Source organism: Paractinoplanes deccanensis (assembly GCF_016862115.1).
Classification (GTDB): Bacteria; Actinomycetota; Actinomycetes; order Mycobacteriales; family Micromonosporaceae; genus Actinoplanes; species Actinoplanes deccanensis.
Genome location: NZ_BOMI01000128.1, coordinates 53,539 through 77,447, shown reverse-complemented (window position 1 = coordinate 77,447; position 23,909 = coordinate 53,539). Strand labels below are relative to the sequence as shown.

Below are 23,909 nucleotides of genomic sequence, written 5' to 3'. Positions count from 1 at the left end.
AGCCACGACGACCGGCTTCGGCGTCGCCGACCGGCGCCGATCCGGGCAGTGACGAATGGCGGCAAGCCGCAGGTAGCGGCCCAGCCTCTCCGGAGCAATGGCTGACCCGGGGCGCTGGCACAGCGACGATCGTGGGCTCGGGACGTAGTCCGGCCCGTGCGAGCGCCCACGAAACGGGAATCCCTCTGGCGGTTCGTCAAGATCCAGGCTTGACTCACGGCCGTGCTGGAGGAACGCCGTGATGACGGGTATGAGCTGAGCTCCGAGCGGGAGCGGATCGATCTGCCGGTGGTGCACCGGTGGTTGTCGACGGACGCCTACTGGGCGATCGGGCGGCCGATCGAGCAGATGCGGGCGGCGCTCGACGGCTCGGAGGCCTACGGGGTCTACCTCGGGGACACGCAGGTGGCCGTCGCGCGGGTGATCACGGATGGGGCGGTCTTCGCCTACCTGTGTGACGTCTACGTCGACCCGGCGCATCGGGGCAAGGGCCTCGCCGGCTGGCTCGTGGGAAGCCTGCGCGATCACTACGCGGCGCGCGGGCTCAAGCGGTTCGTCCTGACGACGCGGGACGCTCAGCCCGTCTACGCGGGTCAGGGCTTCGTCGACGTGGAGCCCGGCCAGTGGATGACCTGCGACCTCCTGGCCGTCCGCGAGGCTCCGGCCGTGCACTGACCGACGAAGAACGTCCGCCGATCACAGGCCGCCCGATCAAGCGCTCGCCATTCAAGCGCCCTGCTGGTCGAGCGCCCCACGGCTGACCAAGCCTGCCCGACCAAACGCCCAGCTGATCGAGCGCCCTGCTGATCTAGGGCCCGCTCAGTCAAGCGCCCTGCTAATCGAGCGCCCTGCTGAACGAGTGCCCCCTGAACGAGTGCCCCCTGAACGAACGCCCTGAACGAACGCCCTGAACGAACGCCCCTTGATCGTGCCGCCCTGCGCGACCCCCAGCGCGACCCCCTGATCGATCTTGACCAGCGGCGAGATCCACCACCCCGTCCTGAGACCTGGGCCATATGCAAGGACCGCCACACCGCCAAGCCCTTACGGTGAACTCATGAGCGACGAGCGGCGCGGATATCTCTACGGCCTCGCGGCGTACGTGATGTGGGGATTTTTTCCGATCTACTTCAAGCATCTTCAGCCGGCGTCCGCGCTGGAGATCCTCGCTCACCGGGTGGTGTGGTCCGTCGTCTTCGTGAGCCTGCTGCTCGCCGCGCTGCGGAACTGGCGGTTTCTCGGGCGGCTGCTCCGCACCCCGCGGCTGATCGGCGGCATCGCGATCGCCGCGGTGCTGATCGGGGTGAACTGGGCGACCTACATCTACGGCGTGAACACCGACCGGGTAGTCGAGACGGCCCTCGGCTACTTCATCACGCCGCTGGTCGTCGTGCTGCTCGGCGTCACCGTGCAGGGCGAGCGCCTGCGGGCCTGGCAGTGGGCCGCCGTCGGGGTGGGCGCCGTCGCGGTCGCGGTGCTGACGATCGACTACGGGCGGTTGCCGTACATCGCGCTGATCCTGGCCGCCAGCTTCGGCACGTACAGCTTGATCAAAAAGCGGTTGTCCCTGCCGCCGGCCGAGGGGCTCTTCGTCGAGTCCTCGGTGCTCGCCATTCCGGCGCTCTTCTACCTGGCGTGGCTCAACGTCGCCGGGGACGCCCAGTTCGGGCACGTGTCCGCCGGCCACACCGTTCTCATGGTTCTGTCGGGTCTCGCCACCGCCGTGCCCCTGCTGCTCTTCGCCGGGGCGGCCAACCGGGTGCCCATGGTCGGCATCGGCATCCTCCAGTACGTGGCGCCGATCCTTCAGCTCGCCGTCGGGCTGCTGATCTACCACGAGCCGATGCCGCGGGCCCGCCTCGCCGGATTCGCGCTCGTCTGGATCGCGCTGATCATCTTCACCGTGGACGCGCTGCGGAACAGCAGCCGGAACAAGCTGCGGAACCACAGCCTGAACAAGAGGATGGCGACCGACCCGGCGGCCGCCACCGCCGAGCCGATCGCCACCCTGCCACCCCGCTGACCCGGAATCAGAGGGTCAGGGGACGTCGTAGGCGAGCAGTACCTTTCCGTCGTACTGCACCAGCTCCAGCCGGGAAAGGCTGCCGCGCCCGAAATGCGTCGCGGCCGGCATGGTGAACTGCGCGCCCGGCTCCGCCTGCCACGAGCCGAGCTGTTCCTTCTGCTCGTCGGGGCCGTAGGCGATCAACCGGAACGTGTACGGCTTGCTCGCCGCCGGGCTGTAGTCGCAGACCATGTCCACTTTGGTGCCGCCCGGCGTGCTGGTCAGGCGCAGTGTCGCCTTGACCGGGGAGCCGCCCTCGACCGCCGTCATGGCGACCGCCGGTCCGGGTGGCGGCGAGGCGGGCGCCGCCGTGTCCCGCGTCCAGAGGAACACTCCGACGCCGATCAACGCCACGAGGACCGCCGCTGCCGCGGTGCTCAGCACCCGTACAGGCAGATCTTTGCCCTTTTTGCGACGCTTGGCGGAGGGTGCCAACGTGGCCCACTCCGACGTCGCCCAGTCGCGCAGCGACGCTCCTGGATGGCTGACCCCGCTGGAGGTCAGCGTGGGATCGAGCAGCTTCGCGAACTCCTTGGCGTCGAGGCGGGAGAGCAGATCGGGCATGGTGGACAAGTCGGCCACCGCCTCACGGCAGAACGAGCACGTGGCCAGGTGTTGCTCGTAGGCCGCCCGCTCGGCCGGCGACAAGGCGCCCAGTACATACGCCCCATCATCGTGCTCATGCTCACAGCGCACCCCGTCACCACCCTCCGCTGATCTCCCGCTTGCACCCTGTCTTACGAGAGGGACGAACGTGAGGTTCAACGGAGTCTTAGGTTGCCTCGTCAGGCCGTGGCCGACTCGCCCGCCGAGAGCGCCTCGGCGACATTTCGGGCAGCCGCCGTGAGCTTGGCGCGGACAACCCGGGCAGAGGTGAGCATCTCGGCCGCCGGCAGCGCGCACGCCAGCACGAGCCGCCGCTCGATGTCGCGGTCGGCGATGACCAGAACCGCCGCGCACGCCAGCCCCTGCCGGAACTGTCCCATTTCGAGCTGCATCCCACGCCGCTCCCCCGCGGCCAGGTCGGCCTCCAGGGCCTCCGGCGTGGTGAGCGTGGCGGGCGTGAACGCGCGCATGCCGTAATCACGCAGATATCGGGCGCGCTGGTCGGGGGTGAGCGTGGCCAGCAGCGCCTTGCCCAGCGCGGTCGCGTGGCCGCCCTCGTCGAAACCGGGGGTCATGTCGTCGATGAACGGCGACCGGGCACCCTCGGCCGAGGCGGTGATCGCTATCCGGCCGCCGACGAAGCGGCCCAGGTAGTGGCTGTAACCACTGTCCAAGGCGGCGCGCCGCAGCGCCTCGCCGACCGCGGGCGGACCCCGGAAGGCCGAGACGAGTTCCCGATATCGGTCGGCGATCTCCAGCCCCACGATGTACGTGCCGTCCTCACGGCGGATCACGTAGCCCTCGTAGGCCAGAGTGCGCACAAGGTGATACGTCGTCGCGACGGTCAACTCGCACCGTCGCGCTATCTGCTTCACGGTGAGTCCGCGCGGGGCTCGACCGACCGACTCCAGAACGCGCAACGCGCGTGACACGCTCCGGATCAGGTCGGACGGCTCCGCCAGGGGGTCGCGCACAGCTACCTCCGACGCCAGGGACTTACACCATATGAATAATCTTCCGCCGGGGGAATGCCAAAAGCATGTGGATCACGATCGATTTACACGAGCCGTGTGGTCATTAGCACTCAGCGCGCTCGGATGCATTCTGCTGACATAGTCTGCGACGGATGGCGAAGCTCAAGATCGAGTCCCCGCTTCACGCCATGATCGGCGCGCTGACCACCACGATCGCGGTCAGCATCCCGGTCTTCCTGGTCGGCGGCCTGGCCGTGCAGATCGGCGACGAGCTCGGCTTCTCCCCCGCCGGCCTCGGCCTCGCCGTCTCGGCCTATTTCGGCGCGAGCGCCCTCGCCTCCATCCCCGCCGGTGCCCTGGTAGAACGCTACGGCGCCGCCCGGGTGTCACGCGCCGGAATCACGCTCGCCGCCGCGTCATTGCTCGGCGTAGCGATCTTCGCCAATACCCTGTGGACTCTCATCGCGATCCTGGCGCTCGGCGCCGGCGCCAACGCGATGGGCCAGCTGGCCAGCAACACGAGCCTGTCCCGCCGCGTGCCGGCCCGGCGCCAGGCGCTGTCGTTCGGCGTGAAGCAGGCGGCGATCCCGATCAGCACCCTGCTGGCCGGCGCGTCCGTGCCGGCGGTGGCCCTGACGATCGGCTGGCGCTGGGCATTCGTGCTGGCCGCGGCCTTGGCCTTCGGCGCGCTGCTGCTCGTCCCGCACGATCCGCCGACCGCCCCGACGTTCCGGTCACGCCCGGCGAAGCGGGCCACCGGCGCCCTCGTCGTCGTCGGCTTCGGCGCCACCCTCGCCGCCGGCTCCGCGAACGCCCTCAGCACCTTCCTCGTCGACGCCGCCGTCGCCCGCGGCACAGCCCCCGGCCCCGCCGGCCTGGCGCTCACGCTGGGTGGCGCCGTATGCGTTGCAGCCCGCATTGTCGGCGGCTGGCTGGCCGACCGCCGCCCCGACAACCAGATCGGGGTGATCGCCGGCCTCCTGGTCATCGGCGCCGGCGGCCTGGCGCTGCTCGCGCTCCCCGGAACGCTCCCGCTGATCGCCGGCGTCGTCCTCGGCTTCGGCCTCGGCTGGTGCTGGCCCGGCCTCATGAACTTCGCCGTCGTCCGCCTCCACCCGCAGTCCCCCGCCGCCGCCACATCGATCACCCAAACCGGCGTCTACGCCGGCGGCTGCCTGGGCCCGATCAGCCTCGGCGCGGTCGCCTCCACCACGACCTACCCGACGATGTGGTCGGTCGCCGCCCTCACCATGCTCACCGCCGCCGCCATGATGCTCCTCGGCAGCCACTTGCTACGCCGCCACGCTCCCGCATAGCGCAATTCGCCTGTCGGACATTTCGCCTAAGACATGACCCCAAAGATCAAGATCGGGATGTCGTAGCGGGGTGGGGCGTACGGACCGTCGCTCCCGCCGAGGGCCGCGGCGGGCCGAGCAGGGCGCTGGCGCGCCCAAACCGCTCCCCCCACCACGGCGACGTGCGTGAGTGGTCGCGCCCAGATCCGCCCGCGACCAGGATCGGCTTCGGAAGCAAGCGGCGCGGCGCTGAAACCAGGGGCTCGGCCTCGGGGAACGGGACGGCGCGCCATCGGGACTACGGGCGCGGCAGTGGGACTACGGGCGCACCATCGGGACTACGGGCGCGCCATCGGGACTACGGACGCACCATCGGGACTACGGGCGCGCCATCGGGACTACGGGCGCGCCATCGGGACTACGGGCACGGCAGCAGGACTACGGGCGCACCATCGGGACTTACGGGCACGGCAGCAGGACTACGGGCGCGACATCGCGAGCAGGGCCGGCATGGCACACAAGCCCGCCCTCCCAAGGGGGAGCCCCCGCAGGTCATTCTCCCAAAAAGCTGCCCAGGAGCGCTCGATGCCTGTGGACGACCAGGAATGTGGATAAGTCCTCACGGTGAGCAGCCGCGACGGCAACAGACCCAGCGACGGCAACAGACCCAGCGACGCGCCAGTAAGGCGGCGCGGCATCGCGAGCAAGGTGAGCGGCGGTGGGCTCTTGTCCGGGGTTCGCGGTCGTCGGAGGCCGGCGCTGGGCAGCCTGACGCCGCCACTGGTTGTCGATGGGCGTGGACGGCGCATGGTCACGAGGGATTTGAGGGGGGACGTGGGGGTCCGGCGGGGCGGTGATGGCGGGCCGCTCGAGGTGGCGGCGTGAGCGCGGGAACGGGCGGGACCGCGTACGTGTGCCAGATCTTGATTTGGATCTTCGGGCGTGACCCCTGGGGCCGTGGGGGTCGGACGCATGTGGCATCGTGAAAGCGTGGTGAGCACCGGGGATATGACGCCGTTCGAAGGTGCGCGGCCTTCCGAAGCTGCGCTTCCTTCCGAGGTCGCGCTGCCGTCCGATGGTGCGCCGGCTTCGGACATGGCGCTGTCGTCGCTCGGCCTCGACATCGATCCGGCGGTCGATGCATCGGTGACGGCGACGCTGGCTGCCGTGGAGGAGGCGCTTCGGGCAAACGTGGCCAGCGCCGATCCGCTGGTGGCCGAGGCGGCGCGGCACCTCGCCGACGCGGGGGGCAAGCGGTTCCGGCCGTTGCTCGTGGCGTTGGGGGCGCAGTTCGGCGACCCGCAGGCGCCCGAGATCGTGGCGGCTGCGAACGTGGTCGAGCTGACCCATCTGGCCACGCTCTACCACGACGACGTCATGGACGAGGCGCCCGTGCGGCGCGGCGCGACCAGCGCCAACGCGCGCTGGGGCAACTCGGTGGCCATTCTCGTCGGCGACTATCTGTTCGCGCAGGCCGCCGACCTCGCCGCCACGCTCGGTCCCGAGGCGGTCCACCTCCAGGCGCGCACGTTCGCGCGGCTCGTGCACGGGCAGATCGCCGAGACGGTGGGCCCGCGCGGCAACGACCCGATCGATCACTACCTGCACGTCATCACCGAAAAGACGGCTTCGCTGATCGCGACGTCGGCCCGCTTCGGCGGTCTCTTCTCCGGCGCGCCCGCCGAGGCCGTCGAGGCCCTTGCGGGATACGGCGAGACGATCGGCATCGCGTTCCAGCTCTCCGACGACCTGCTCGACATCGCGTCCGAGTCGGTGCAGTCGGGCAAGACCCCGGGCACCGACCTGCGCGAGGGCGTCCCGACGCTGCCGGTGCTCTACGCGCTGGCCGGCGACGACACCGACGCCTCCGCCGTGCGGCTGCGCGAGCTCCTCGCCAGCGGCCCGATCACCGACGACGCGCTGCACGCCGAGGCCCTGACACTGCTGCGCGAGTCCGCCGCCATGAAGAAGGCACGCGAGACGGTCCGCACCTACGCGGAAGAGGCACGCGCCCAGCTGGCCCCGCTCCCCGCGGGCGAGGCGAAGCGGGCCATGGAAGCCCTCTGCGACTTCATCGCCGACCGCACAAGCTAGCCGCCCGCCACAAGCCGGCCGACCGCACAAGCTGGCCGACCGCACGAGCTAGCCGCCGCTGAGTCCGGCCGCCGCAAACCGTCCGAGTCGGCTCGTTAACGAGCCGGCCGGGACGACGCGAAGGCTAGCGGGCGCGGAGGAAATCGCGGACGGCGCCGATCCACACCGCCGGATTGTCGAAATGTGCCATATGGGCGGCCTCGGGCACCTCGACCAAAGTGCTTGACGGCAGCACGGCGTGCAGCCGCCGCGCCAGCTCGATCGGGAAGCTCATCTCCCGCGCGCCCTGGAGCAGCAATATCGGGCCGCCCCACTCCCTCAGCACCTGAGGCGCGTCGTCCGGGGCGGCGGGCCGCAGCTTTCCCCCGAGGTACGGCTCATTCCAGTCGCTGGAGAAACGCACCCTGGCCAGCACCTCCCGCCACCGCTCCAGGTGATCGAGCCGCCAGATGGCCGTCGGCGCGTCGGCGAACGCCATGGCCCGGCTCAGCGCACCGTCCGCGGCGTCCGGTCCCGTGAGCCCCGGATCGCCGAAGTCGACCGGCCGGGACATGCGACGGCGTTCCTGATAATCGGCCGACCGTTCGAGCAGGTCCGCAAAGTCGCGGTAGGCCGTTGTGGACGCCAGCACCACCGAGCGGACCAGCTCCGGATGCTGCGCCACGACCCGCATCGCGATCATTCCGCCGTAGGAGAACCCGAGCACGTCGGCCCGCGCGGCCCCGAAGTGCCGCACCAGCGCCGCTACATCGTCCGCGAGGTGGTCGGGCTGCAGGGCCGACACCGGCAGGGTGCCGACCGGCGGCGTCCGGCTGCTTCGCCCGCAACCGCGCAGGTCGAACAGCACGACGTGCGCCGTGTCGCTGAGCTCCGCGACCGCCGGCAGCAGGTAGCTGTGGTCCCACGTGGGCCCGCCGTGGATGACGACCAGCATCGGCAAAGCCGGATCGCCGAAGCGCCGCACGAACAGCTCCACGTCGTTGACCCGCACGATCTCGCCGTCGTTCATGATCACCGCCAAAGGGGGGCTGGAAGGGCGGGAAGGGCCGGAAGGGTGGGAAGGGCCGGAAGGGTGGGAAGGGCCGGAAGGGTGCGAGGGGCCGGAAGGGTGCGAGGGGCCGGAAGGGTGGGAGAGGCCGGAAGGGTGGGAAGGGCCGGAAGGGTGCGAGGGGCCGGAAGGGTGGGAGAGGCCGGAAGGGTGGGAGGGGCCGGGGAAGGACCGAAAGGAAGACCGGCGCCCGCTCCAGGGAGCAGACGCCGGGCCGTGCAGAAGGGGGTCAGCGGACGAACTGGGCCGCGTCTCGGGTGAGGTCGATCAGGGGTGCCGGGACGACGCCCAGGGCCAGGGTGGCGAGCACGCCGATGGCCAGGGCCGCCGACGTCATGAAGCCGGGGATGGAGACCGTCGGGGTCGACTCGCCGGGTTCGGAGAGCCACAGCATGACGACCACCCGCAGGTACGGGAAGGCGATCAGCATGCTGGTGATCACGCCGAAGATGACGAGCCAGGTCTGGCCGCCCTCGACGGCCGCGCCGAAGACCGCGAACTTGCTGGTGAAGCCGCTGGTCAGCGGGATGCCGGCGAAGGCCAGCAGGATGAACGTGAACGTTGCCGCGAACAGCGGGCTCTTGCGCCCCAGGCCCGCCCAGCGGGACAGGTGGGTCGCCTCCCCGTCGGCGTCGCGCACCAGGGTGACGATGCCGAAGGCCGCGAGGACCGAGAAGCCGTACGCGACCAGGTAGAACATCGTGCTGCTGAGCCCTTCCGGGTTCAGGGCCAGCACGCCCACCAGGAGGTAGCCGGCGTTCGCGATCGACGAGTAGGCGAGCAGCCGCTTCATGTCGGTCTGTGTCACCGCCAGCACCGCGCCGACCAGCATCGTCAGCACCGCCACCGTGCCCAGCACCGGCTGGAAGTCCCAGCGGACGCCGTCGAACGCCACGTACAGGATCCGCAGCAGGGCCCCGAACGCGGCGACCTTGGTGCAGGCCGCCATCAGCGCCGTGATGGGGGTCGGCGCGCCCTGGTAGACGTCCGGCGTCCAGACGTGGAACGGCGCGAGCGCGGCCTTGAAGAGCAGGCCGATCGCGAGGAGCGCCAGGCCGGCGTACAGGAGGACCTGGCTGTTCTGGGGGTTCACCACCGCCTCGTGGACCTGGGCGAGGCTGATCCCGCCGGAGAAGCCGTAGATCAGGGCCACGCCGAAGAGGAAGAACGCGGAGGCGTACGACCCGAGCAGGAAGTACTTCAGCGCGGCCTCCTGGCTGAGCAGGCGACGCCGGCGGGCGAGCGCGCACAGCAGGTAGAGCGGCAGCGAGAAGACCTCGAGCGCGACGAACATGGTGAGCAGGTCGTTCGCCGAGACGAACAGCAGCATGCCGCCGAGGGCGAACATCGTCAGCGGGTAGACCTCGGTGAGGCCGGGCTGGTCGCCGGCCTGTTTGACGTCCTTCTGCGAGCCGACGGTGATCGCCGCCTGGGAGACGAACGTGCCGCCCCGCTCCAGCGAGCGCTCGCCGATCAGCATCAGCGAGACCGCGCCGAGCACCAGCAGCGCGCCCTGCAGGAACAGCGTGGGCCCGTCGACGGCGACCGCGCCGCCGATGGTGACGCCACGGCTGCCGTTCTGCACGAAGACGATCACCGCGATGAAGGCCGCCGCGATGCCGAGGAAGGCGAGGGCCAGTTGGACGGCGTTGCGCGACCGGCGAGGCACCAGCACCTCGGCGAGAACGCCGGCGCACGCCACCCCGAAGAGGATCAACATCGGCGCGAGGGCGCCGTAGTCGATGGCGGGCAGTTTCAGGTCTCCCATGGCTAGCGCGCCACCCTTTCATTCGCGACGACCGGTGCCGGGTCCTGCACGCCGACGTCCTGCATGGTCGCCTGCACCGCGGGGTTGATCACGTCGGTGAGCGGCTTCGGGTAGAAGCCGAACAGGACGATCAGGAGGATGAGCGGGGCCACCACGATCTTTTCCCGCAGCGTGATGTCGCGGCGCATCGCCGGCACCGTCGGCAGCACCGGGTTCAGCGTGCCCTGCGTGGTGCGCTGGATCATCCAGAGCACGTAGGCGGCGGCCAGGATGATGCCGGCGGTCGCGATCACCGCGTACGTCTTGTGCACGGTGAACGTGCCGATCAGCACCAGGAACTCGCTGATGAACGGCGCCGTGCCGGGCAGCGCCAGGGAGGCGAGACCGGCGAAGAACAGCACACCGGCCAGCACCGGGACCATCTTGCCCGCGCCGCCGAAGTCGCTGACCAGGTTGGAGCCGCGGCGGGCGACGAACATGCCCACCACGATGAAGAGCAGGCCGGTCGCCAGGCCGTGGTTGACCATGTAGAGCACCGAGCCGGTGCCGCCCTGCGTGGTGAACGCGAAGATGCCGATGCCGATGAAGCCGAAGTGCGCGATCGACGTGTACGACACCAGGCGCTTCAGGTCGTTCTGCCCCACCGCCAGCAGCGCGGCGTAGATGATGCCGATGACCGCGAGCACCAGGGCCGCCGGCGCGAACCAGCGCGACGCCTCGGGGAACAGCGGCAGGCAGTACCGCAGGATGCCGAACGTGCCCACCTTGTCCATCACGCCGACGAGCAGCGCGGCCGCGCCCGCCGGGGCGGCGCCACCGGCGTCCGGCAGCCAGGTGTGGAACGGGAAGAACGGCGCCTTGATCGCGAAGGCGACGAAGAAGCCGAGGAAGAGCCACCGGGCCGTGTCCTGGTCGATCGCCGCGGCCGACTCGGTCAGCTTGGCGAAGTCGAACGTGTGCCCGCCGACCACCCACAGCCCGATCACCGCGGCCAGCATGAACAGGCCGCCGACAAGGCTGTAGAGGAAGAACTTCACCGCCGCGTACTGCCGGCGGGGACCGCCGAAGGAGCCGATGATGAAGTACATCGGGATCAGCATGATTTCGAAGAACACGTAGAACAGGAAGATGTCGGCGGCCGCGAAGACGCCGATCATCGTGAACTCGAAGGCCAGCAGCAGCGCGAAGTACGTCGGAACGGAGCGCTTGCTCTGCTCGACGTCGCGCCACGACGCCAGGATGACGATCGGGAAGAGCACCGCGATCAGCATCAGCATGACCAGCGCGATGCCGTCGGCGGCGAAGGTGAACCGGGCGTCCCAGGACGGGATCCAGGCGTACGACTCACGGAACTGGAAGCGGTCGCCCCCGGTCTGGAAGGCGATCCACATGACGACGCTCAGCACGAGCACCACCAGCGACCAGCCCAGCGCCACGAGCTTGGCCAGCTCGGCCCTGGCACGCGGGATGAAGGCCACCACCACCGCGCCGACCAGCGGCAACAGCGTCAGGATGGACAGAAACGGAAAGTCGTTCACGCCAACCACCCAAGCTGGATCGCGAGAAAGGCGCCGACGACCAGGACGGCACCGGTGAGCATGGAGAGGGCGTACGACCGCACGAAGCCGGTCTGCAGCCGCCGGAGGCGCCCGGAGCTGCCGCCGACACCGGCCGCGATCCCGTTGACCAGGCCGTCGATGCCCTTGCTGTCGAGGTAGACCAGCGCCCGGGTCAGGTAGATGCCGGGCCGCTCGAACACCGCCTCGTTGAACGCGTCGGTGTAGAGGTTGCGGCGGGCCGCGGTGACGACCACACCGGCCGGCTGCGGCTCGAGCGCCGTGCCGTTGCGGAACATCGCCCAGGCGAGGCCCGCGCCGAGCACCGTGACGACCAGGCTCAGCACCGTGATCAGGGTGTGCGACAGGACCGCCTCGTGCTCGACCTCGGGGCCGAGCACCGGTTCGAGCCAGTGCGGCACGTCGGTCAGGACCATCAGGCCGCCGGCGACGATCGAGCCGAGCGCCAGGATCATCAACGGCACGGTCATGATGTACGGCGACTCGTGCGGATGCTTGTTGTCCTCGGTGTACCGCTCCGGCCCGTGGAACGTGAGCACGAACAGCCGCGTCATGTAGAACGCGGTCAGCCCGGCGCCGAGCAGCGCCGCCATGCCGAAGAGCCAGGACGTCCAGTCGCCGCGCTCGAAGGCCGCCGCGATGATCGGCTCCTTGGAGAAGTAGCCGGACAGCGGCGGGATGCCGATGATCGCCAGCCAGCCCGTCGCGAAGGTGAGCCACGTCCACTTCATGTACTTGCGCAGGCCGCCGAAGCGCCGGATGTCGACCTGGTCGTGCATGCCGTGCATGACCGAGCCGGCGCCGAGGAACATGTTGGCCTTGAAGAAGCCGTGCGCGAGCAGGTGGATGATCGCCAGGGCGTACGCCCCGCCGCCGAGCCCGACGCCGACGAACATGTAGCCGATCTGGCTCACCGTCGACCAGGCCAGCACCCGCTTGATGTCGTCCTTGGCCGCGCCGATGATGCAGCCCATCAGCAGCGTCAGCGCGCCGACGCTGACCACGATCACCTGGAGCGTGTGGTTCGCCGAGAAGATCGGGTTGGAGCGGGCGATCAGGTAGACACCGGCGGTGACCATGGTGGCCGCGTGGATGAGCGCGGAGACCGGGGTCGGGCCCTCCATGGCGTCGGGCAACCACGCCTGGAGCGGGAACTGGCCGGACTTGCCGGCCGCGCCGAGCAGCAGCAGGATGCCGAGGACCAGCACCACGGTCGAGCTCAGGCCGCCCACGCTGCTGAACACCGCGTCGTACTGCGTGGTGCCGAGGTAGGCGAAGAGCATGAAGATGCCGATGGCCAGGCCGGCGTCGCCGACCCGGTTCATCAGGAACGCCTTCTTGCCCGCGGTGGCCGCCGACGGCCGGGTGTACCAGAACGAGATCAGCAGGTACGACGCCAGGCCGACGCCCTCCCAGCCGAAGTAGAGCATCACGTAGTTGTTGCCGAGGACGAGCAGCAACATCGCCGCGACGAAGAGGTTGAAGTAGCCGAAGAACTTGCGGCGGCCGGGGTCATGCTCCATGTAGCCGACCGCGTAGATGTGAATCAGCGAGCCGACACCGGTGATCAGCAGGACGAAGACCCCGGAGAGCGGATCGAAGAGCAGCCCGAAGTCGACGTGCAGGTTGCCGACCGTGATGAAGTCCCAGAGGCTTTGCTGGGCCGTGCGCTCGCCCTCCTCGAGACCCGCCAGGCTGATGAAGAAGATCAAACCCAGGACGAACGAGGCGGCCACCGAGAGGACGCCGAGCCAGTGCCCCCACGCGTCGGCCCGCTTGCCGAGCAGCAGCAGGATCGCGGCGCTGACGAGCGGAATGGCCACGAGCAGCCAGATGCCGCTCAACACCCCCGTCGCGTGGGCGTACTCCACTGTCTGTTCCACGTGAAGGCCCCTTTTAGTACTTGAGGAGGTTCGCGTCGTCGACGCTCGCCGAGCGCCGCGTACGGAAGATCGACATGATGATCGCGAGACCCACCACGACCTCGGCGGCGGCGACGACCATCACGAAGAACGAGATGATCTGGCCGTCGAGGCTGCCGTTGATGCGGCTGAAGGTGACCAGCGCGAGGTTCGCGGCGTTGAGCATCAGCTCGATGCACATGAACAGCACGATCGCGTTGCGGCGGACGAGCACCCCGGCGGCGCCGATGGTGAACAGGATGGCCGCCAGAACGAGGTAGTAGTCAGGAGTCACTTCTCGGTTCCCTTCGGGGCCGCCTCGTCCGCCGTCAGCTCACGGATGGGCAGGATGGGCGAGATGCTCCGCTCGGCGCCGTTGCCGTCCGGCAGGCGGGCCGGGGCGGCGACCGACATCGTGTTGGCGTAGACGCCCGGTCCCGCCTTCGGCCCGGGGTAGTTGCCCGGGCGGAAGCGCTGCTTCATGCGGGTGAGCTGGTCGACGACGTCCGCCTTGGCGCGCTCGACGTGCGCCAGGATCATCGCGCCGACCGCCGCCGTGATGAGCAGCGCCGACGTGACCTCGAAGGCGAAGACGTAGCGGGTGAACAGCAGCGCCGCCAGGCCCTGCACGTTGCCGTTGGCGTTCGCCTCGGCCAGGCCGACCACGGGGGTGTCGCCCAGCGCCCGGGCCAGCCCGGTGCCGACCAGGATGGCGAAGCCGACGCCGAGCACGATGGCCGCGATCCGCTGGCCCCGCAACGTCTCGATCAGCGAGTCCGAGGCGTCGCGGCCCACCAGCATGAGCACGAAGAGGAACAGCATCATGATCGCGCCGGTGTAGACGATGATCTGCACCATGCCGAGGAACGGCGCCGCGTTGACCACGTAGAGGAAGCCCAGGCAGAGCATCGTCAGCACGAGCCAGAGCGCGGAGTGCACCGCGTTGCGGGCGAGGACCATGCCGAGCGCGCCGATCACCGAGATCGAGCCGAGGATCCAGAACGCGACGGCCTCGCCGGTGGAGACGTGGTCCATCACACGCCCTCCTTCGCGGCCTCGCCCGTGGCGTCGGACGCCTCGTTGGTCGCCCAGGGCGCCCGCTCCGCGCCGACCGAGGTGCCCGGGTTGGTGAGAGCGCCGACGTAGTAGTCCTTGTCGGTCTCGCCCAGGCGCATCGGGTGGGGCGGCTGCTCCATGCCCGGCAGCAGCGGTGCCAGCAGCTCCTTCTTCGTGAAGATCAGGTCCTGCCGGCTGTCGCGGGCCAGCTCGTACTCGTTGCTCATGGTGAGCGAACGGGTCGGGCAGGCCTCGATGCAGAGACCGCAGAAGATGCACCGCGCATAGTTGATCTGGTAGATGCCCGCGTACCGCTCACCGGGCGAGAAGCGCTGCTCGTCGGTGTTGTTGGCACCCTCGACGTAGATCGCGTCGGCCGGGCAGGCCCAGGCGCAGAGCTCGCACCCGATGCACTTCTCCAGGCCGTCCGGATGGCGGTTGAGGATGTGCCGGCCGTGGTAGCGCGGGGCCGGCGTCGGCGGCGAGAACGGGTAGTCGGTGGTGATGACCTTGCGGAACATGTGCGCGAAGGTCACTCCGAAGCCCTTGAACGAGCCGGTGAACGTGCCCACGTCACACCTCCTTGTCTTCCGGAGCGAGGGAGGAGTCGCCGCCGACGGAGGCGGGAGCGCGTTCGGCCACCGCACGGCGGGCCCGTGGACTGGGTGGCACCTGGAGATCGATCGGTGGCACCGGGAAGCTGCCCGGTGGTCGCGAGGCCAGCTGTTCCTCGATCGAGAGCTGCCGCGGCTTGCGGGCCGCCGGCCAGAGCATGGCGATCAGCAGGACGACCACCACGATGCCGACGATCGAGAACCACTTGGCCTGCTGCGACAGCTCGTTGTTGGCAATCTTGATGTAGCTCAGGAAGAGGATCCACACCAGGTTGACCGGGATGAGGACCTTCCAGCCGAACCGCATGAACTGGTCGTAGCGCATCCGGGGCAGGGTGGCCCGCAGCCAGATGAAGCCGAACAGGAGCAGCAGCACCTTGGCGAAGAACCAGATCAGCGCGAAGTAGCCGGAGTTGGCGCCCTCCCAGAACCACGTGATCGGCCACGGGGCGCGCCAGCCGCCGAGGAACAGCGTGGTGGCGAACGCCGAGACGGTGATCATGTTGATGTACTCGGCGAGGAAGAAGAGCGCGAACTTGAACGACGAGTACTCGGTGTGGAAGCCGCCGACCAGCTCGGACTCCGCCTCGGGCAGGTCGAACGGCGCCCGGTTGGTCTCGCCGACGGCCGCGATGCAGTAGATGACGAAGCTCGGCAGCAGCAGCACCGCGTACCAGCTCGGGGTCGTCGCCTCCCAGCCGAGGATGTTCACCGGGTTGCCCTGCGCCTGCGCGGCCACGATCTGCGAGGTGCTCATCGTGCCGGCGGTCATGAAGACGGCCACGATGGACAGGCCCATGGCGACCTCGTACGAGATCATCTGTGCGCTCGACCGCAGGCCGCCCAGCAGCGGGTACGTCGAGCCGGAGGCCCAGCCCGCGAGCACCACGCCGTACACGCTCATCGAGGAGCAGGCGAGCAGCACCAGCACCGAGACCGGCACGTCGGTGAGCTGCAACGCGGTGCGCTGGCCGAACATGGTGACCACGCCGCCGAACGGGATGACCGAGAAGGCGGTGAAGGCCGTGGTCGCCGAGATGACCGGGGCGATGAAGTAGACCACCTTGTCGGCGGTCTTCGGGATGATCTCCTCCTTGAACGGCAGCTTCACGCCGTCCGTGAGGCTCTGCAGCCATCCCTTGGGGCCGACCTGGTTGGGACCGGGCCGCACCGCCATCCGGGCGACGACCTTGCGCTCGTAGTTGATCGTGAAGAGCGTCAACAGGAGCAGCAGGACGAAGACGCCGAACAGCTTGATCAGCGTGATCCACCAGACGTCGTCAGCGAACGTCTGGAGGGTGGGGTCGACGGCATGGGCCGCCAGGATCGTCGACTTCATGCGTTCGCTCCCGCGGAGGCGAGGATCGGACCGGGCCGGCCGGCCGTGAGCCGGACGACCGCACCGGCGGTGACGCCGAGACTGCGGCGCAGCGTCGAGCCGGGCGAGTTGGTGGGCAGCCACACCACGCGGGGCGGCAGGTCGGTGATCGCGACCGGCAGCGTGACGGCGCCGCGGTCGGTGCCGACCGTGACCGCCTCGCCGTCGGCCACGCCGAGCTCCTCCGCGAGGTCCTTGCCGATCCGCACCAGCGGCGGCCGGGCGGTGCCGGCGAGCACCGGGTCGCCGTCGAGCAGCGAGCCGGAGTCGATCAGGTGGTGCCAGGTGGCCAGGACGGCCTCGCCCGCCCCGAGCGCCGGCAGGCTCGCCGGCGAGACGGTGGGCAGCGACGGCCGGCCCGCGCTGCTCGCCGGCATCGCGCCGAGCTCGCGGCGGATCGCCATCACGTCACCCGTGCCCAGCGTGACATTCATCAGCGCGGCAATCGCCTCCAGCACCCGGCCGTCGGTCATCGCCGTGCTCGGCAGCACCGTGCCGAAGGAGCGCAGCCGGCCCTCCCAGTCGAGGTAGGTGCCTGACTTCTCGGCCGCCGGCGCCACCGGCAGCACCACGTCGGCCCGGCGGGTCACCGCGCTGTGCCGCAGCTCGAGGCTGACCACGAAGCCGGCGTTGTCGAGCGCCTGCTCGGCCAGCCGCGGATCGGCCAGGTCGCCCGGGTCGACGCCGGCGACCAGCAGGCCGCCGAGATCGCCCGAGGCCGCCGCCGCGATGATGGCGTCGGTGTCGCGGCCGGCCACGCTGGGCAGCGCGCCGGTCTCGGTCTTCCAGGCCATCGAGAGCTCGGCGCGGGCGGCCGGGTCGCTGACCGGGCGGCCGCCGGGCAGCAGGTTGGGCAGGCAGCCGGCGTCGACCGCGCCGCGGTCACCGGCCCGGCGCGGCACCCAGGCGAGGCGCGCGCCCGTGCGCCCGGCCAGCGCGGCCGCGGCGGAGAGACCGCCGGGCACCGTGGCCAGCCGCTCGCCGACGATCAGCACCGCGCCCGGCTCGGCGAGGGCGGCGGCGATCGCCGGGTCCTCGGCCAGCAGCCGGGCCTCCTCGCCGGGCACCGCCGCGACCAGGCTCGCGCCCATCTTGGTGAAGCCCCTGGTCAGGTACGGCGCCACGGCCGTCACCCGGAGCCGCTTGCGGTTGTAGCCCTTGCGCAGGCGCAGGAAGAGGATCGGGCACTCCTCCTCCGGCTCGAGCCCCACGACCACCACGGAGCCCGCGTTCTCGACGTCGGAGTAGGTGACGTCGGTGATGCCGGCGACGGAGGCGGCCAGGAACTCGGTCTCCTCCGCGCTCAGCGGCCGCGCCCGGAAGTCGATGTCGTTGGTGCCGAGCGCGAGGCGGGCGAACTTCGCGTACGCGTACGCGTCCTCCACCGTGAGCCGCCCCCCGGTGAGCACCCCGACGCCCTTGCCCTTGGCCGCGGCGAGCCCTTCCGCCGCCGCGAGCAGCGCCTCGCTCCAGGAGGCCTCGCGCAGCTCACCGTTCGCGCCGCGGATCAGCGGCGCGGTGATCCGGTCGTTGGCGGTGGTGTAGCGGAAGCCCCAGCGGCCCTTGTCGCAGTTCCACTCCTCGTTGACCGCCGGGTCGTCGCCGGCCAGCCGGCGCAGCACCTTGCCGCGGCGGTGGTCGGCGCGCATCGAGCAGCCGGCCGCGCAGTGCTCGCAGGCCGTCGGCGTGGAGACCAGGTCGAACGGGCGGGCCCGGAACCTGTACTGCTCGCCGGTGAGCGCGCCCACCGGGCAGATCTGGATCGTGTTGCCGGAGAAGTACGAGTTGAAGGCGACGTCGCCCACGCCCTCGCCGACCTGCCCGTCGCCGGTGCCCCGGCCCCCGAAGAAGTCGTCGCGGTAGACGTTGATCTGCTCGCCGGACGAGCGGTCCATCAGGTCGATGAACTTGTCGCCGGCGATCTCCTCGGAGAACCGCGTGCACCGCTGGCAGAGGATGCACCGCTCGCGGTCGAGCAGCACCTGGCTGGAGATGTGGATCGGCTTCTCGTACTCGCGCTTGTGCTCGTGGAAGCGGGAGTCGGCGCGGCCGTTCGTCATCGCCTGGTTCTGCAGCGGGCACTCGCCGCCCTTGTCACAGGTGGGGCAGTCGAGCGGGTGGTTGGCGAGCAGCAGCTCCATCACGCCGCCCTGCGCCTTGGCGGCCACCGGCGAGGTGAGCTGGGTGCGCACCACCATGCCCTCGGCGACCGTCTGGGTGCAGGAGGCGACCGGCTTGCGCTGCCCCTCGATGTCGACCAGGCACTGCCGGCAGGCGCCGGCCGGCGCGAGCAGCGGGTGGTCGCAGAACCGGGGAATCGCGATGCCCATCCGCTCGGCGACGCGGATGACGAGCTCGCCCTTCTCCGCGGTCACCTCGATCCCGTCGATCGTGAGCGTGACAGTGTCGGCCTTCTTGGCTACGTCCGTCATCAGTGAGCTCCAACCAGAGCCTTGGCGGACAAGCGCGGAGCTGTCCGGCCCTCGATGTAGTCCAGGTAGTCCTGGCGGAAGTACTTCAGCGTCGACATCACCGGGGTGGCCGCGCCGTCGCCCAGGCCGCAGAACGATCGGCCGAAGATGTTGTCGGCGGTGTCCTGGAGGGTGTCCAGGTCCTTGTACGTCCCCTCGCCGGAGAGGATCCGGCGGTAGGTGCGGACCATCCAGTAGTTGCCCTCGCGGCACGGGGTGCACTTGCCGCACGACTCGTGGTGGTAGAACTCCAGCCACCGCCACGTCGAGTAGACCGGGCAGTCCTGGTCGCTGAAGATCTGCATCGCGGTGGTGCCGAGGATCGAGCCGGCCGCCGCGACGCCCTCGAAGTCCATCGGGGTGTCGATGTGCTCGGCGGTGAGCAGCGGCGTCGACGACCCGCCCGGCGTCCAGAACTTCAGGGTGTGCCCGGGCTTCATCCCGCCGGCCAGCTCGATCAGCTCGCGGAGGGTGATGCCGAGGCCGCACTCGTACTGGCCCGGGTTGGCGATCCGGCCGGAGAGCGAATAGATCATCGGGCCGGAGGACTTCTCGGTGCCCATGCTCTTCCACCAGTCGGCGCCGCCGAGCACGATGTACGGCACGCTGGCGATGGTGCCGACGTTGTTGACCACGGTCGGGCTCGCGTAGAGACCGGCGATGGCCGGGAACGGCGGCCGCAGCCGCGGCTGGCCGCGGAAGCCCTCGAGCGAGTCGAGCAGCGCGGTCTCCTCGCCGCAGATGTACGCGCCGGCGCCGCTGTGCACCACGAGCTCCAGGTCGAAGCCGGAGCCGAGGATGTTCGTGCCGAGGTAGCCCGCGGCGCGCGCCTCCTCGACCGCGTTGCGCAGCCGGCGGGCCGCGTGCACCGCCTCGCCGCGGATGTAGATGAAGGCCCGGTTGGCCCGGATCGCGTACGCCGCGATGATCGCGCCCTCGACGAGCGAGTGCGGGTCGTACGTCATCAGCGGCAGGTCCTTGCAGGTGCCCGGCTCACCCTCGTCCGCGTTGATCACGAGGTAGTGGGGTTTGCCGTCGCCCTGCGGGATGAAGCCCCACTTGAGACCCGTCGGGAAGCCCGCGCCGCCGCGGCCGCGCAGGCCCGAGTCCTTGATCAGCTGGATCAGGTCGTCGGGGTGCACGTCGAGCGCCTTGCGCACCGCGCGGTAGCCGTCGAGCTGCTCGTAGACGCCGATCTGCCACGCGTTCGGCGAGAGCCAGCGCTTGGTGAGCACCGGCGTGAGCTTCGCGAGAACCTCCGGCCGTGGCTGAGTCACTTCGCCTCCTCGCTGCCGCGGGCGGTGTCGCCGGCGGGCTTGCCGTCACCGGCGGGCTCGTTCGCCGAGGCGCCGGCCGCCTCCGCGGGGTTGCTCGGCGCCGGCGGGGTCACCTTGGCGTCGCCCGTCTTGTCGGGCGAGCTCGCGTCGGGGTTGCGCTGCTCGGCCGTGCGCACCTCGGGGTCCTTGGCGTCACCCGGCTTGGTCGGCTCGCCGGCCTTTTCGGAGGTCTTGGCGGTACGGCGCGCCTCGACCTTCTCCTCGACCTTGGCCGCCGCGGCCTTCACGGCGCCCGTGGCCTTTTCCACGACTGTGGCGACCTTGCCCTTGTTCTCCTCGCGCGGGGAGGGCTTGGTCTTGGTGATGGGGGTGTCGGGGTTGAAGTCCGGCACCGCGATGCCGTGCTGCTGGGCGAGGGTCACGCCGCGCAGCGTCGGCGCGCCGGCCCGGCCGTCGCCGACGGCGCCCTCACGCGGGTCGGCGAACCCGGCGAGCTGGATCTGCATCTCCTTGAGCGAGCAGATCCGGGCGCCGCGGGCCGGCGTGTACGGCCGGCCGTCGCGCAGCTTCTCCACCAGGCCGACCGCGGCCTCGGGGGTGGCCTCGTCGAGGGCGAAGTCGTAGTTGACCGTGACCACCGGCGCGTAGTCGCACGCGGCGAGGCACTCGGCGTGCTCCAGCGTGATGCGGCCGTCGGCGGTGGTCTCGTCGTGCCCCACGCCGAGCACTTCGGAGAGCTGGTCGTAGACCTCCTGCCCGCCGAGCGTGTTGCAGAGCGTGTTGGTGCAGACGCTCACGAGGTATTCGCCGGTGGGGCGGCGCTTGTACATCGTGTAGAACGTCGCGACCGCGCCGACCTGGGCCTTGTTGATGCCCAGGATCTCGGCGCAGAACGCCACGCCGTTCGGGCTGACGTGGCCCTCGACGGTCTGCACCAGGTGGAGCAGCGGGAGCAGCGCCGAGCGGCTGCGCCCCTCGGGGTAGCGAGCGATGATCTCGTTTGCCTGGTCGAGCAGCTTCTCGGCCAGTGGAGCGGCGGCGGGGGAGAACTCCACCTGGGTTGCTGTCATTACCGGTCACACCCACCCATCACGGGGTCAAGGGACGCGCCACCGGCAATGACGTCGGCCAGCAGCGCACCTTCGGCCATCGCGGGGATGGCCTGGAGGTTCACGAAGCTCGGGTCGCGCATGTGCACCCGGTACGGATGGGTGCCGCCGTCGGAGACCGCGTGCACGCCGAGCTCTCCGCGCGGGTGCTCGATCGCGACGTAGACCTGGCCCGCCGGCACCCGGAAGCCCTCGGTCACGAGCTTGAAATGGTGGATAAGGGACTCCATCGACTGGCCCATGATCTTGGCCACATGCTCGAGGGAGTTGCCCATGCCGTCCAGCCCGACGGCCAATTGCGCAGGCCAGGCTATCTTTTTGTCGGCGATGAAGATCGGCCCCGGCCGCAGCCGGTCGAGCGCCTGCTCTATGATCTTGAGTGACTCTCGGATCTCGGCGAGACGGACCTGGTACCGCCCCCAGACGTCGGCGGTCGTCGCGGTCGGGACGTCGAACTCATAATTCTCATAGCCGCAGTAGGGCATCGTCTTCCGCAGGTCCCAAGCCAGTCCCGCGGAGCGCAGGACGGGTCCGGTGACGCCGAGCGCGAGGCAGCCGGTCACGTCGAGCACGGCGACACCCTGGGTGCGCTCCTGCCAGATCACCTGGCCGGAGAGCATGGCCTCGTACTCCTTGAGCTTCTTGGGCAGGTAGACCAGAAAGTCGCGGATCTTCTTGATCGCCGACTCGGGGATGTCCTGCGCCACCCCGCCCGGGCGGAAGTAGGCGTGGTTCATCCGCAGGCCGGAGGTCTCCTCGAAGATGTCGAGGATGTACTCACGCTCGCGGAAGCCGTAGAGCATCATCGAGATGGCGCCCAGCTCCATGCCCGTGGTGGCCAGCCAGACGAGGTGCGACGAGATCCGGTTCAGCTCCATGAAGAGCACCCGGATGGTGTTGGCACGCTCGGTGATCTGGTCGGTGATGCCGAGCAGCTTCTCGACGGCGAGGCAGTAGCCGGCCTCGTTGAACAGCGGCGCGAGATAGTCGGCCCGGGTGACGAAGGTGGTGCCCTGCGTCCAGTTGCGGTATTCGAGGTTCTTCTCGATGCCGGTGTGGAGGTAGCCGACGACCGGGCGCACCTCCTGGACGGTCTCGCCCTCGAGCTCGAGCACGAGCCGCAGAACGCCGTGCGTCGACGGGTGCTGCGGGCCCATGTTGACGACGATCTTCTCGTTGCTCAGCGGGTCGATGCTCTCGGTGACGGTGTCCCAGTCGCCGCCCGTGACGGTGAAGACGCGTCCCTCGGTGGTCTCGCGCTCGGTTGCGTATCCGGACTGTGTCATTGGTAGACCCTCCGCTGGTCAGGAGGCGGAATCTCGGCGCCCTTGTACTCGACGGGGACGCCGCCGAGCGGGTAGTCCTTGCGCTGCGGGTGGCCCTCCCAGTCGTCCGGCATGAGCACCCGCGTCAGGTTCGGGTGGCCCGCGAAGACCACGCCGAACATGTCGTACGTCTCCCGCTCCTGCCAGTCGGCGGTGGGATAGACGCTGGTCACGCTCGGCACGCTGACGCCGTCGGCGACGGCCACCTCCAGCCGTACGCGGCGCCGGTACGTCATCGACGTCAGGTGGTAGACCACGTGCAGCCGGCGCGGGTCGCTGCCCAGGTAGTCCACGCCGGACACCGACGAGCAGAGCTCGAACCGCAGCGACTCGTCGTCCCGCATGATCTGGACGACCTCGGCGATCCGCTCCGCCTTGATGTGCAGGGTCAGCTCGCCCCGGTCGACGACGACCTTCTCGATCGCGTCGGCGAAGGCGGGGTAGGCCTCCTCGAGCGCGTCGGTGACCTCGTCGAAGTACCCGCCGTACGGCTTGGGGCTGCTCGCCTGCTCGGGCCGCCGCCGGACCAGGCCGCCGAAGCCGGAGACGTCGCCGGTGCCGGTGATGCCGAACATGCCCTTCTGCGGGCCGGCCGGCGTCTGCGCCGGCGCGTCGATGTCGGCGCCGACCGGCTCGTGGCCGTCCTGGGGTGCGATGCTCATTTGCCCTCCCGCAGATGCGGCTGGAGCTTCATCCAGTTCTCGATGCGCAGCTGTTCCTCGCGGCCTTCCTTGACCGCCTGGGTCCACTCCGCACGGCGCGCCTTGTCCACGCGGTACGACGACGGCATCGCGCCCGGCGCCACGACCGGCACCTTGCCCTCGGCCCGGCGCTGCTCGAGCATCTTGCGGCCGCCGGGGCCGAGCGGCTGGGCCATCACCTTTTCGCGCATCTTGAGGATGGCGTCGATCAGCATCTCGGGCCGCGGCGGGCAGCCGGGCAGGTAGACGTCGACCGGGACGATGTGGTCCACGCCCTGCACGATCGCGTAGTTGTTGAACATGCCGCCGGAGGAGGCGCACACGCCCATCGAGATCACCGAGCGCGGCTCGGGCATCTGGTCGTAGATCTGCCGGACGACGGGCGCCATCTTCTGGCTCACCCGGCCCGCCACGATCATCAGGTCGGCCTGGCGGGGCGACGCCCGGAAGACCTCCATGCCCCAGCGGCCCAGGTCGTAGTGCGGGCCGCCGGCGGCCATCATCTCGATGGCGCAGCAGGCCAGGCCGAAGGTCGCGCCCCAGAAGGAGGACTTGCGGGCCCAGTTGGACAGCTTCTCGACGGAGGTCAGCAGGATGCCGGCCGGTAGCTTCTCTTCGATTCCCATGGCTGTGTCTCCTGTTAAGACCGG

General features: G+C 69.9%; 20 protein-coding genes. 4 read left to right on the top strand and 16 right to left on the bottom strand.

What is annotated here, in order from left to right; genetic code table 11:
- The first annotated feature begins 222 nt into the window (after positions 1 to 222).
- Positions 223 to 675: a GNAT family N-acetyltransferase gene (locus Ade02nite_RS32265; RefSeq protein ID WP_203772126.1), complete on the top strand. Its 453-nt coding sequence runs from the start codon at positions 223 to 225 to the stop codon at positions 673 to 675.
- Positions 676 to 1,057: 382 nt separating this feature from the next.
- Positions 1,058 to 2,023: an EamA family transporter RarD gene (gene rarD, locus Ade02nite_RS32260; RefSeq protein WP_203772124.1), complete on the top strand. Its 966-nt coding sequence runs from the start codon at positions 1,058 to 1,060 to the stop codon at positions 2,021 to 2,023.
- Between the two features lie 15 nt (positions 2,024 to 2,038).
- Here the strand turns inward: rarD and Ade02nite_RS32255 are convergent, their stop codons facing one another.
- Both Ade02nite_RS32255 and Ade02nite_RS32250 read right to left on the bottom strand, forming a co-directional pair.
- A complete protein-coding gene (locus Ade02nite_RS32255) occupies positions 2,039 to 2,761 on the bottom strand; it encodes an anti-sigma factor family protein (protein ID WP_203772122.1) in 723 nt (240 codons plus the stop codon).
- 89 nt (positions 2,762 to 2,850) lie between these two features.
- On the bottom strand, positions 2,851 to 3,645 hold the full coding sequence (locus tag Ade02nite_RS32250; protein WP_203772120.1) for an IclR family transcriptional regulator: 795 nt from the start codon (positions 3,643 to 3,645) through the stop codon (positions 2,851 to 2,853).
- 152 nt (positions 3,646 to 3,797) lie between these two features.
- On the opposite strand from Ade02nite_RS32250, the gene Ade02nite_RS32245 reads away from it, so the two are divergent.
- Together Ade02nite_RS32245 and Ade02nite_RS32240 are read left to right on the top strand one after the other, a co-directional pair.
- Positions 3,798 to 4,961, top strand: coding sequence for an MFS transporter (locus Ade02nite_RS32245; protein ID WP_203772118.1), 1,164 nt, complete (start codon positions 3,798 to 3,800; stop codon positions 4,959 to 4,961).
- Between the two features lie 1,074 nt (positions 4,962 to 6,035).
- Positions 6,036 to 7,034: a polyprenyl synthetase family protein gene (locus tag Ade02nite_RS32240; RefSeq protein ID WP_203772116.1), complete on the top strand. Its 999-nt coding sequence runs from the start codon at positions 6,036 to 6,038 to the stop codon at positions 7,032 to 7,034.
- Between the two features lie 124 nt (positions 7,035 to 7,158).
- Here the strand turns inward: Ade02nite_RS32240 and Ade02nite_RS32235 are convergent, their stop codons facing one another.
- The 14 genes from Ade02nite_RS32235 to Ade02nite_RS32170 form a co-directional block, all read right to left on the bottom strand.
- Entirely contained in the window at positions 7,159 to 8,043 is an 885-nt protein-coding gene (locus Ade02nite_RS32235) for an alpha/beta fold hydrolase (RefSeq protein ID WP_239169220.1), read from the bottom strand.
- Positions 8,044 to 8,311: 268 nt separating this feature from the next.
- Positions 8,312 to 9,850: an NADH-quinone oxidoreductase subunit NuoN gene (gene nuoN, locus Ade02nite_RS32230; protein ID WP_203772112.1), complete on the bottom strand. Its 1,539-nt coding sequence runs from the start codon at positions 9,848 to 9,850 to the stop codon at positions 8,312 to 8,314.
- 2 nt (positions 9,851 to 9,852) lie between these two features.
- On the bottom strand, positions 9,853 to 11,388 hold the full coding sequence (locus tag Ade02nite_RS32225; RefSeq protein WP_203772110.1) for an NADH-quinone oxidoreductase subunit M: 1,536 nt from the start codon (positions 11,386 to 11,388) through the stop codon (positions 9,853 to 9,855).
- Positions 11,385 to 13,310, bottom strand: a complete 1,926-nt coding sequence (nuoL, locus tag Ade02nite_RS32220; protein WP_203772108.1) for an NADH-quinone oxidoreductase subunit L — start codon at positions 13,308 to 13,310, stop codon at positions 11,385 to 11,387. The genes Ade02nite_RS32225 and nuoL overlap by 4 nt, the downstream gene beginning before the upstream one ends.
- A gap of 13 nt (positions 13,311 to 13,323) precedes the next feature.
- On the bottom strand, positions 13,324 to 13,623 hold the full coding sequence (gene nuoK / locus Ade02nite_RS32215; RefSeq protein ID WP_015618499.1) for an NADH-quinone oxidoreductase subunit NuoK: 300 nt from the start codon (positions 13,621 to 13,623) through the stop codon (positions 13,324 to 13,326).
- Positions 13,620 to 14,363, bottom strand: coding sequence for an NADH-quinone oxidoreductase subunit J (locus tag Ade02nite_RS32210; protein ID WP_203772106.1), 744 nt, complete (start codon positions 14,361 to 14,363; stop codon positions 13,620 to 13,622). Before Ade02nite_RS32210 ends, nuoK begins: the two co-directional genes overlap by 4 nt.
- A complete protein-coding gene (gene nuoI / locus Ade02nite_RS32205) occupies positions 14,363 to 14,956 on the bottom strand; it encodes an NADH-quinone oxidoreductase subunit NuoI (RefSeq protein ID WP_203772104.1) in 594 nt (197 codons plus the stop codon). The genes Ade02nite_RS32210 and nuoI overlap by 1 nt, the downstream gene beginning before the upstream one ends.
- A 1-nt stretch (position 14,957) precedes the next feature.
- Positions 14,958 to 16,337 carry an NADH-quinone oxidoreductase subunit NuoH gene (nuoH, locus tag Ade02nite_RS32200; protein ID WP_203772102.1) on the bottom strand — a complete coding sequence of 460 codons (1,380 nt, stop codon included), beginning with the start codon at positions 16,335 to 16,337 and terminating at the stop codon, positions 14,958 to 14,960.
- Complete coding sequence (locus tag Ade02nite_RS32195; RefSeq protein WP_203772100.1) at positions 16,334 to 18,808, bottom strand: NADH-quinone oxidoreductase subunit G; 2,475 nt, start codon at positions 18,806 to 18,808, stop codon at positions 16,334 to 16,336. Before Ade02nite_RS32195 ends, nuoH begins: the two co-directional genes overlap by 4 nt.
- Entirely contained in the window at positions 18,808 to 20,124 is a 1,317-nt protein-coding gene (gene nuoF, locus Ade02nite_RS32190) for an NADH-quinone oxidoreductase subunit NuoF (protein ID WP_203772098.1), read from the bottom strand. Before nuoF ends, Ade02nite_RS32195 begins: the two co-directional genes overlap by 1 nt.
- Entirely contained in the window at positions 20,121 to 21,194 is a 1,074-nt protein-coding gene (nuoE, locus tag Ade02nite_RS32185; RefSeq protein WP_203772096.1) for an NADH-quinone oxidoreductase subunit NuoE, read from the bottom strand. The genes nuoF and nuoE overlap by 4 nt, the downstream gene beginning before the upstream one ends.
- Positions 21,194 to 22,519, bottom strand: coding sequence for an NADH-quinone oxidoreductase subunit D (locus Ade02nite_RS32180; protein ID WP_203772094.1), 1,326 nt, complete (start codon positions 22,517 to 22,519; stop codon positions 21,194 to 21,196). Before Ade02nite_RS32180 ends, nuoE begins: the two co-directional genes overlap by 1 nt.
- On the bottom strand, positions 22,516 to 23,220 hold the full coding sequence (locus Ade02nite_RS32175) for an NADH-quinone oxidoreductase subunit C (RefSeq protein WP_203772092.1): 705 nt from the start codon (positions 23,218 to 23,220) through the stop codon (positions 22,516 to 22,518). The genes Ade02nite_RS32180 and Ade02nite_RS32175 overlap by 4 nt, the downstream gene beginning before the upstream one ends.
- Positions 23,217 to 23,885 carry a NuoB/complex I 20 kDa subunit family protein gene (locus Ade02nite_RS32170; protein ID WP_203772090.1) on the bottom strand — a complete coding sequence of 223 codons (669 nt, stop codon included), beginning with the start codon at positions 23,883 to 23,885 and terminating at the stop codon, positions 23,217 to 23,219. Before Ade02nite_RS32170 ends, Ade02nite_RS32175 begins: the two co-directional genes overlap by 4 nt.
- Positions 23,886 to 23,909 lie beyond the last annotated feature (24 nt).